Here is an 8,825-nt window from a genome sequence, read left to right on the forward strand (position 1 = left end):
ATTAAGTTCTTCGAGAACTTCGCCGGAAGGAAGACCCCAACAATAGTTAAGAAGTATCTCTTAAGTTGACTTTAAAAGATTGTTTTGAGATTTTATACTATGACAAGTTGTATATATATATAAAATGAGAACAGTAGAAATAGAGTATCTATTTTCTGCTGCTCTCATTAGAGGAATAAGCTATTTAGTAAGTTTTGTAATTTATCCTTTTCTTATTTTTATCCACCTTTTATCCTTTTCTGTTCTATAAATTAAGAACAAAAGAGGGGATAAATAAGGAAGAAAGGAATTTCTACCAAAAAAGTAGTCCGTTCTTATTTCATAATGTGGTTTATTAATTCTTCCGGTGAAAGAGGTGTGATACCAAAAATATAGCTTTGACCAGACTGAAATGGTTCAGTCAGTTCAAAGTTCTCATAAGCGATACCACCAGGTATCGGAGATTTACTTGCCCAATAAGTATAACGACCATTCACAACTCCTTCTAACTCATTACTTGGATTGGAACAATACCAATATTGCGTTGCTTTTTTACCAGTATATTTCCAATGTGTATGTGTATCTTCAGCATATACAGCTTTTGTAGGGTCTTTCTCATCAGGTGACGCTATAAACCATACACCTCCATTTTTATCTTTTATCATTTCTGCCACTGGAGTATGGTTATGTTCTGTGAAATTAGAATCTTTATAGCTCGGCCATAATTGGCCGGCTTCTTTCGTTTTACCATCTGCGAGATGTAATGTCCTAAGTCTTGCTTTGTTTCCCATAGTAGCTGTGAGTATAAAACGATTTAGCTCATCTGACTCTTCCGTGGTATACGTAGTTAATTCAAACTCATAAGGCTTTCCTTCTGTGAATTTAGTCCGGACATAGATATCCGCACCATTATCAAAAGTTTCACAAAAGAAATACACAGTAAGTGTTTCAACTCCATTTTCCTTTGCTATTACTCCGTGAGCTGGATAATATTGATTTGGGAATGAGGGAGCTTCAGGAGTATTCCCACTCCAAAAACGTTTTCCACGAACATTATCAAGTTGACTCCATTCCAATTCTGAGAGTCCCCTATTATTTTTTGCTTTATCAATTGGTTCAAAAGCAATGAAATTGGTAACAACAAATTCATCATGTTCTAAATAAGGTGTATAGATACGAATTAGCCCACGTGGACCTCCTAATGGAGCAATTCCTATTCGGATACCATTTGCAAATCCCCAAATGGGTTGTGCTTTTGTATTTTGAGCAGGTTGTAACCATATTCCATTTTTTTCCGGAGTTGCTAAAGTTTCCGGAGCTATTTGTAGGTTAGTCTGTCCATAAAGGTAGTGTATTCTGCATGCAAAGAATAAAAGTGTAAATAGAATCTTGGTTTTCATGATTTTAAAAGTTTAAAATTAATTTTTATGTGTCGTTTATGGTAGTTCATATCGTTTTTAGCATGATTTGGTACTGCAAATATAAAAATGTTATAACGAATTAGCAAAATAATTTGCAGATTTAATTTTTATGTTTATATTTGCATCGTGAGAATACGATAAGTGCTACTGATTCAAGAGGTAACCTAAAAGTATAATACTATTATATAGCAAAAACGTTACACAAATATATGTCGTCACTAAAAAAAATATCGCTGAAGGATATTGCTGAAGCTGCAGGCGTTTCAACAGCATTGGTTTCGTTCGTTTTGAATGGGAAAAAGAAAGAGTATCGCGTGGGAGAAGAAACTGCCCAACGCATATTGAAAATTGCCAATGAAATGAACTACCAGCCTAATCTTGCGGCCAAAAGTCTTCGTAGTGGCAAAACAAAAACAATAGGATTAGTGGTTTCTGATATTTCCAACCCATTTTTTTCTCAATTAGCGCGTGTATTGGAAGATGAGGCAACCAAACGGGGATATACCGTACTTTTTGGAAGTTCAGATGAGGATAAGGATAAGATGACCCGTGTTGTTAGTAACCTTATTAATAAAGGGGTAGATGGACTCATCATTGTTCCTTGTGACAATTCTGAGAAATCCATCGCTTCACTTGTGAACAATAATATCCCTATTGTTTTGTTCGACCGCTATTTTCCGGAAATCAATGTCAGCTATGTGGCGTTGAATAACTTCAATGCTTCCTATATATCAACCAAACATCTTTTGAATGCAGGCTATAACGCTCCTTGTATGGTGGCTTATGATGTCAACCTTATCCATATGAAAGAGCGTATCCGTGGTTATAAAAAGGCTATGGATGAAGCCGGTAAGAGAAACTTGGCTAACGTGGTCTTTTTGAGGCAGGATGCTCCCAGAAAGTCCGCAGACCGTTTGTTGCCTAAAATGATTGATGGCGGTGTAGACGCTTTTCTTTTTGCCACCAACATGATTTCATTGGCTTGTTTATATACAATAAAGGACATGGGAGAGGGAATTATTGGTAAAATAGGTTTAGTGGGTTTTGACGGTAATCCGGTATTTGACTTTTTTGATGCCCCTATATCCTATATTCAGCAGCCTATAGATGTTTTAGTACAGAAAGCACTTGAAATACTGATAGATATCATTATTAACGGTAATACAGTGCAGTCTGTGCTTGCCGAGGGAGAATTTATTGAAATGGCTCCTTAGGAGAGCTGTTTTTTTTACATGATAGCTTAATCGATTTAGTTAATTTTTATATTAATCTCAATAAAATCAGTTGAACCATGAGAAATTCAAGATTAATCGGTGGAAAGCCGAAAATTGGTATCAGACCTATTATTGACGGTCGTCGTGGAGGTATCCGTGAGTCATTGGAGGATATGACTATGGCCATGGCCCATAAAGTGGCCGAGCTTTATTCTTCTGTCTTACGTCATAGTGACGGCACTTCCGTAGAGTGCGTCATTGCAGATACAACTATTGGTGGAGTCGCTGAAGCTGCCATGGCGGCTGAAAAATTCCGTAATAGTGGAGTCGGTGTTGTACTTTCTGTAACTCCTTGCTGGTGTTATGGATTCGAAACTATTGATATGGACGGAGAAATGCCAAAAGCCATCTGGGGCTTTAATGGTACAGAACGTCCGGGTGCGGTTTACCTGGCTTCAGCATTGGCAAGCCATACACAGAAGGGATTGCCTACTTTTGGCATTTACGGACGTGATGTACAGGAGGTGACCAATATGGAGATACCGGAAGATGTACAGGAAAAATTGTTGCGTTTTGCCCGTGCAGGTATAGCTGTGGCTACAATGAAGGGGAAATCCTATCTTTCAATCGGCAGTGTATCCATGGGCATTGCAGGCTCTATTCCCAATCCTGATTTCTTCCAAGAGTATTTGGGCATGCGTAATGAGTATGTGGATGCCAGTGAGATAGAACGTCGTGTCCAGTTGGGCATTTATGACCATGAAGAGTTCGCACGTGCCATGGCATGGACAGAAAAGTATTGCAAGAGTAATGAAGGGACAGACTTTAATCCGGAACATCTGGTATATTCCCGTGAAGAGAAAGATGCCCGTTGGGAATACGTGGTAAAAATGACTCTTATTTTCCGTGATATGATGATTGGCAATCCCAAATTGGCTGAAATGGGGTTCAAGGAAGAGTCAATGGGACACAATGCGATTGCTGCGGGTTTCCAGGGACAGCGCCAGTGGACGGATTATAAGCCTGACGGTGATTTTTCAGAAGCTATACTGAATACTTCTTTCGATTGGAACGGTATCCGTGAAGCATTTACTTTCGCTACGGAAAATGATACGTTGAATTGTACTTCAATGCTCTTCAATCATCTATTGACCAATACTGCACAGATATTTGCGGATGTGCGTACTTATTGGAGTCCGAATGCCATAGAACGGGTAACGGGTAAGAAATTGGAAGGTAAGGCGGCAAACGGTTTCATTCACCTGATCAACTCCGGCTCTTGTACGCTTGATGGAACAGGCTGTCAGACACGTGACAATAAACCGGTAATGAAGCCTTTCTGGGAAATTACGGAAGAGGAAGTGGAAGCTTGTCTTTCTGTAACCAAGTGGCATCCGGCCAGTCGCGAATATATGCGTGGCGGTGGTTATTCTTCCCAGTTCCTGACTCGTGGTGAAATGCCGGTAACAATGTGCCGTTTGAATCTCGTAAAAGGTCAAGGTCCGGTATTGCAGATTGCCGAAGGCTGGACAGTAAATTTGGATAAGGATGTTTTCAAGGCTATCAATGAACGTACTGACCGTACATGGCCTTCCACTTTCTTCGCTCCACGTCTGACAGGTAAGGGGTATTTCCGTGATGTATATACTGTTATGAATAACTGGGGGGCTAATCATGGCGCTATCAGTTATGGTCATATCGGTGCTGACTTGATTACTCTGGCTTCCATGCTTCGTATCCCGGTATGCATGCACAATGTTTCTGAGGAAAATATTTTCCGTCCCAGTGCATGGACTGCTTTTGGCGAGGATATGGAAGGCAGTGACTATAGAGCTTGCAAGAATTATGGACCTCTCTATAAATAAAGGAAACAGGCGTTATGTTGAAATCAACCAAACTGAAAAACACTCTGCTGGTAGGTGCAACTGCAATACTTGTATCATGCGGCGGACAAAAAGAAATCAAGATGGGAAGTTATGCTTATGATGCCCAGTTCTTAAAGGACCACGGCATTGAATATACTGAATTGGTATCTGCTGATGGGAATTCTAAAGTGATGGTTATTCCTGCATGGCAAGGCCGTGTAATGACTACTTCTGCTTCCGGCGATGAAGGTGATAGTTACGGCTGGATTAATTATCGTTTCATAAATGAAGGCAAAGTCAGTTCTCAATTTAATCCGGTAGGAGGTGAGGAACGCTTCTGGCTTGGTCCGGAAGGTGGTCCGTTCTCACTTTATTTTAAGGAAGGACAAGAGCAGGTTTATGATAATTGGATAGTTCCTCCGGTACTTGATACTGAAGCTTTTGACATAAAGTCGCAAGACAACAGTAGTATCCGTTTTGTGAAAGATACTCGTTTGACAAATGCTTCCGGTACTACTTTTGATATGAATATTGACCGTACTGTATCGTTGATGGATGCTGGTGAAGTGGCTGCCGATTTTAATATCCAGCTTACAAATGATATGAAAATTGTAGCTTACAAGAGTGAGAATAAGATTACCAATACAGGTGACAAGGCATGGACAAAAGAGGGTGGTCTTGTATCTGTGTGGATGCTCGGCTGTTTTAATCCTACACCGACCACTACTGTATTCATTCCTTATAAGCAAGATGCGGAAGGAACAATTGTGAATGATGAATATTTCGGTAAGATACCGGCGGATAGGCTGATAAAGGAAAATGGTATTATCTATTTCAAGATTGACGGGCTCTATCGTTCCAAGCTGGGATTGCCGGCTTCACGGGCAACGGATATTTGCGGAAGTTATGATTCATCGAAAGGCGTACTCACAATCCTGTGGTGTAGTCTTCCCGAAACTCCTTCAGTCTACGTAAATGGCCAATGGGGACCTCAGGAAGATCCGTTTGCCGGCGATGTAATCAACTCTTATAATGACGGTCCGGTAGAAGACGGTTCTATAATGGGACCTTTCTATGAAATTGAAACGTCTTCTCCTGGTGCGGAGCTGGCTCCCGGTGCCTCATTGGTCCATACGCAAAAGGTGATTCATGTACAAGGTAAGGATGAACAATTGGTTCCTATCGTGCAAGATTTATTTGGAGCAGATTTGAATGTAATAAAAACAAAGTTTCAATAGGGTAACTATATAATGGAGAATTCGTATGGAATCAAATAAAATAATACCGAAAGGAATCCTCTTCCCATTCATTCTGCTCACTACTCTTTTCTTTGCCTGGGCTGTGCCGAATAATCTGACAGATACTATGCTTGCAGCTTTCAAGCGCATCATGAGTATGAGTGATTCAAAAACAGCTTGGATACAGGTAGTGTGCTATTTGTTGGGATATGGATGTTGTGCTGTTCCCGGTGCCTTGTTTATCAAGAAATACACTTATAAATCAGGCGTGATGCTGGGGCTTGGTCTATATGCATTTGGGGCTTTACTGTTCTATCCTGCCATGCTTAGCTCGGGAGTGAATGTTGATTTCAGCTTCTTTATGTATCTGCTGGCAATCTTTGTTCTCTTTGCCGGACTTTCAGTTCTGGAGACGTCTACTAATTCTTATGTATTGGCAATCGGTCCTGAAAGTACCGCGACACGCCGTTTGAATCTGTCTCAGGCCTTCAATCCGTTCGGAGCGATTACGGGAGTGGTGATCAGTCAGATTTTCATCCTCTCACAACTGAATGGAATGACAGCGACAGAGCGTGCCCAACTTCCGGCTGAGGAGCTGGCCGCCATCCAGGGGCAGGAATTGAATGCTGTTACTACTGCTTATGTGGTACTTGGTCTGGTGATGTTGGTGCTCTTACTTGCTATTCGGCTTACCAAAATGCCTAATCTTAGTGAAAAAGGTGAAAAAATAGAGTTTGGTGCCACTCTTCGTCGTCTTATAAAGAATAAGAATTATGTATGGGGTGTAATAGCACAATTTTTCAATATTGGTGCACAGATAGCCGTATGGTCATTCGTGATCCGTTATGCTATGGTACAGCTGAATTTTGACGGTGTATTGGCTTCTTTAGGAGATTCTGCTTCTGCAGATGCTGTTGTAAATGCATTACGGGGAGTGGAACCGGTAGCTGCCGCATTCTATAATTGTTGTGAATGGCTTGGATTGAATGATTTGCTGCCACGTACAGCAGAACAGGCTGCAGCTACTTACTATATCATGTCACTTATTCTCTTTGTAGTAATGAGATTCGTATGTACTGCCATGATGAAATATGTGAAAGCTTATAAACTCTTGATAGGACTTGCGCTTCTTGCTGTAATGTGTTGTTTGGGTGCCATGTTCGGCAAGGGCAGTTTCGGCGTCTATTGCCTGATGGGCATTTCTGGTTGTATGTCATTGATGTTCCCGACCATTTATGGTTTTGGTCTTACAGGTTTGGGGGATGACACTAAGATTGGAGGTTCATTCATGGTAATGGCTATTGCCGGTGCTGCCGTTCTGACCCAAATTCAGGGTATTGTCTCCGACCAGACGGGTAGTATTATGGCTGCATATGTTGTACCGGCCGTTGCTTTTGCAGTGATTGCCTATTATGGGCTTTTCATTGCAAGAAAACAAGAGTTAACAACCAAATAATGCTTTAGAGTATGGAATCAAACAAGAAATACGTTATTGGTCTTGATTTTGGTACGGATTCTTGTCGTGCACTGGTAGTGGATACATATACTGGCCGTGAAATGGCTACGGGGGTAAGTTTTTACCCCCGTTGGAAAGCGGGGCTTTACTGCGATGCACACAACAATCGTTATCGCCAACATCCATTGGATTATATTGAATCCATGATAGAGGCTGTACATATAGCCTTATCAGATTTGAAAGAAGAAGAGATTGCTTCTATTTGTGGATTATGTTTTGACACAACTGGTAGTACTCCTGCTTTAACCGATAAGGCAGGAATGCCATTAGCTTTATGTCCCGAGTTTGCAGAAGAACCGGATGCTATGTTTATTCTTTGGAAAGATCATACAGCTGTTCGAGAAGCTGAGCAAATCAACGCACTGATTAATAAACGTAACCTTGATTATTTACTTTATGAAGGTGGTACTTATTCATCAGAATGGGTATGGTCAAAGGTTTTACATATTATCAACACAAACGTCGCTATAAAGGATGCTGCTTATGCTTGGGTAGAACACTGTGATTGGATGACTGGATTAGTAACTGGTAACACTATTCCGGAACAGATTTTTCGTAGCCGTTGTGCTGCTGGACATAAAGCAATGTGGCATGCCAGTTGGGGTCTTCCTTCCGGCGAAGTTCTCGAAGAACTTAATCCGGCCTTGAAGGAAATGCTCCCCCATCTGTTCACAGAAACCCACACCAGCGACACCAAGGCAGGGGAACTGACACCCGAGTGGGCAGACAGGCTTGGACTTCCCCAAGGAATCGCCGTGGCCGTGGGGGCGCTGGACGCCCATATGGGAGCCGTAGGCGCATCCGTCGCCCCGGGGATACTGACACGTATCATGGGAACATCCACCTGCGACATCATGGTTGCCGGCAAAGACGAGGTAGGCGGACGCTGTATCAAGGGAATCTGCGGCCAGGTGGACGGTTCGGTGCTTCCGGGATTCATCGGTTTCGAAGCCGGACAGTCGGCTTTCGGAGACATCTACGCCTGGTTCAGGAAGATGCTGGCATGGACACTGAAAGATATCCCCGGAGGGGAGGCCAGGCAGAAAGTTCTGGACGGCATGCTGGTGGAACTCACCCGTGAGGCCCAGGACATGGAACCCTCCGAGGACGGTGTTGTCGCCCTGGACTGGATGAACGGCCGCCGTACCCCCGATGCGGACCAGAACGTGAAGGGTGCCGTTGCGGGACTCACGCTGGGTACCAGCGCCCCGGAAATATTCCGTGCGCTGGTGGAAGCCACCGCCTTCGGTTCCCGCCGTATTGTGGAGCATATGAAGGGCCAGGGGCTGCGCATTGATTCGGTCAATGCCATCGGAGGTATCAGCAAGAAGGCGCCCTTCGTGATGCAGACGCTGGCGGACGTGCTGGACATGCCTATCCGTGTGGTCCGCTCGGAACAGACCTGTGCCTTGGGAGCGGCAATGTTCGCGGCAGTTGCCGCAGGGGTGTACAAGGATATCAATGAGGCGACAAGGCACATGGGGTCGGACATCGAGGCTGAATACCGGCCGGATGAGAAAAGAGCCCTCATCTACGAAAAACTATACAAGAAATATCTTGAACTGGCAAAACTTGCTGAAACCATTAACTAA

Annotated in this window: 6 protein-coding genes; 5 read left to right on the forward strand and 1 reads right to left on the reverse strand. The window is 42.9% G+C overall.

The window, feature by feature from the left end:
* Positions 1 to 314 precede the first annotated feature (314 nt).
* On the reverse strand, positions 315 to 1,379 hold the full coding sequence (locus DW096_RS18805; protein ID WP_005824685.1) for a hypothetical protein: 1,065 nt from the start codon (positions 1,377 to 1,379) through the stop codon (positions 315 to 317).
* A gap of 230 nt (positions 1,380 to 1,609) precedes the next feature.
* Between DW096_RS18805 and DW096_RS18810 the strand changes: the two genes are divergently transcribed.
* From DW096_RS18810 to DW096_RS18830, 5 genes are all read left to right on the forward strand, one after another.
* Positions 1,610 to 2,614 carry a LacI family DNA-binding transcriptional regulator gene (locus DW096_RS18810; RefSeq protein ID WP_005824684.1) on the forward strand — a complete coding sequence of 335 codons (1,005 nt, stop codon included), beginning with the start codon at positions 1,610 to 1,612 and terminating at the stop codon, positions 2,612 to 2,614.
* A gap of 77 nt (positions 2,615 to 2,691) precedes the next feature.
* Positions 2,692 to 4,479 (forward strand): L-fucose isomerase, encoded by a 1,788-nt coding sequence (locus tag DW096_RS18815; RefSeq protein ID WP_005824683.1) that lies wholly within the window; start codon positions 2,692 to 2,694, stop codon positions 4,477 to 4,479.
* A gap of 14 nt (positions 4,480 to 4,493) precedes the next feature.
* A complete protein-coding gene (locus DW096_RS18820; protein WP_005824682.1) occupies positions 4,494 to 5,717 on the forward strand; it encodes a DUF6786 family protein in 1,224 nt (407 codons plus the stop codon).
* Positions 5,718 to 5,742: 25 nt separating this feature from the next.
* Positions 5,743 to 7,173 (forward strand): L-fucose:H+ symporter permease, encoded by a 1,431-nt coding sequence (gene fucP, locus DW096_RS18825; RefSeq protein ID WP_005824680.1) that lies wholly within the window; start codon positions 5,743 to 5,745, stop codon positions 7,171 to 7,173.
* An 11-nt stretch (positions 7,174 to 7,184) separates the two neighbouring features.
* Positions 7,185 to 8,825, forward strand: a complete 1,641-nt coding sequence (locus DW096_RS18830) for a ribulokinase (RefSeq protein ID WP_117749938.1) — start codon at positions 7,185 to 7,187, stop codon at positions 8,823 to 8,825.

The sequence above is a fragment of the Bacteroides sp. AM07-18 genome (assembly GCF_003602695.1).
Classification (GTDB): Bacteria; Bacteroidota; Bacteroidia; order Bacteroidales; family Bacteroidaceae; genus Bacteroides; species Bacteroides uniformis.

Coding starts and splice junctions, on each gene's coding strand:
- DW096_RS18805 (WP_005824685.1), bottom strand. CDS start 1,379: ATGAAAACCAAGATTCTATTTACACTTTTATTCTTTGCATGCAGAATA.
- DW096_RS18810 (WP_005824684.1), top strand. CDS start 1,610: ATGTCGTCACTAAAAAAAATATCGCTGAAGGATATTGCTGAAGCTGCA.
- DW096_RS18815 (WP_005824683.1), top strand. CDS start 2,692: ATGAGAAATTCAAGATTAATCGGTGGAAAGCCGAAAATTGGTATCAGA.
- DW096_RS18820 (WP_005824682.1), top strand. CDS start 4,494: ATGTTGAAATCAACCAAACTGAAAAACACTCTGCTGGTAGGTGCAACT.
- fucP (WP_005824680.1), top strand. CDS start 5,743: ATGGAATCAAATAAAATAATACCGAAAGGAATCCTCTTCCCATTCATT.
- DW096_RS18830 (WP_117749938.1), top strand. CDS start 7,185: ATGGAATCAAACAAGAAATACGTTATTGGTCTTGATTTTGGTACGGAT.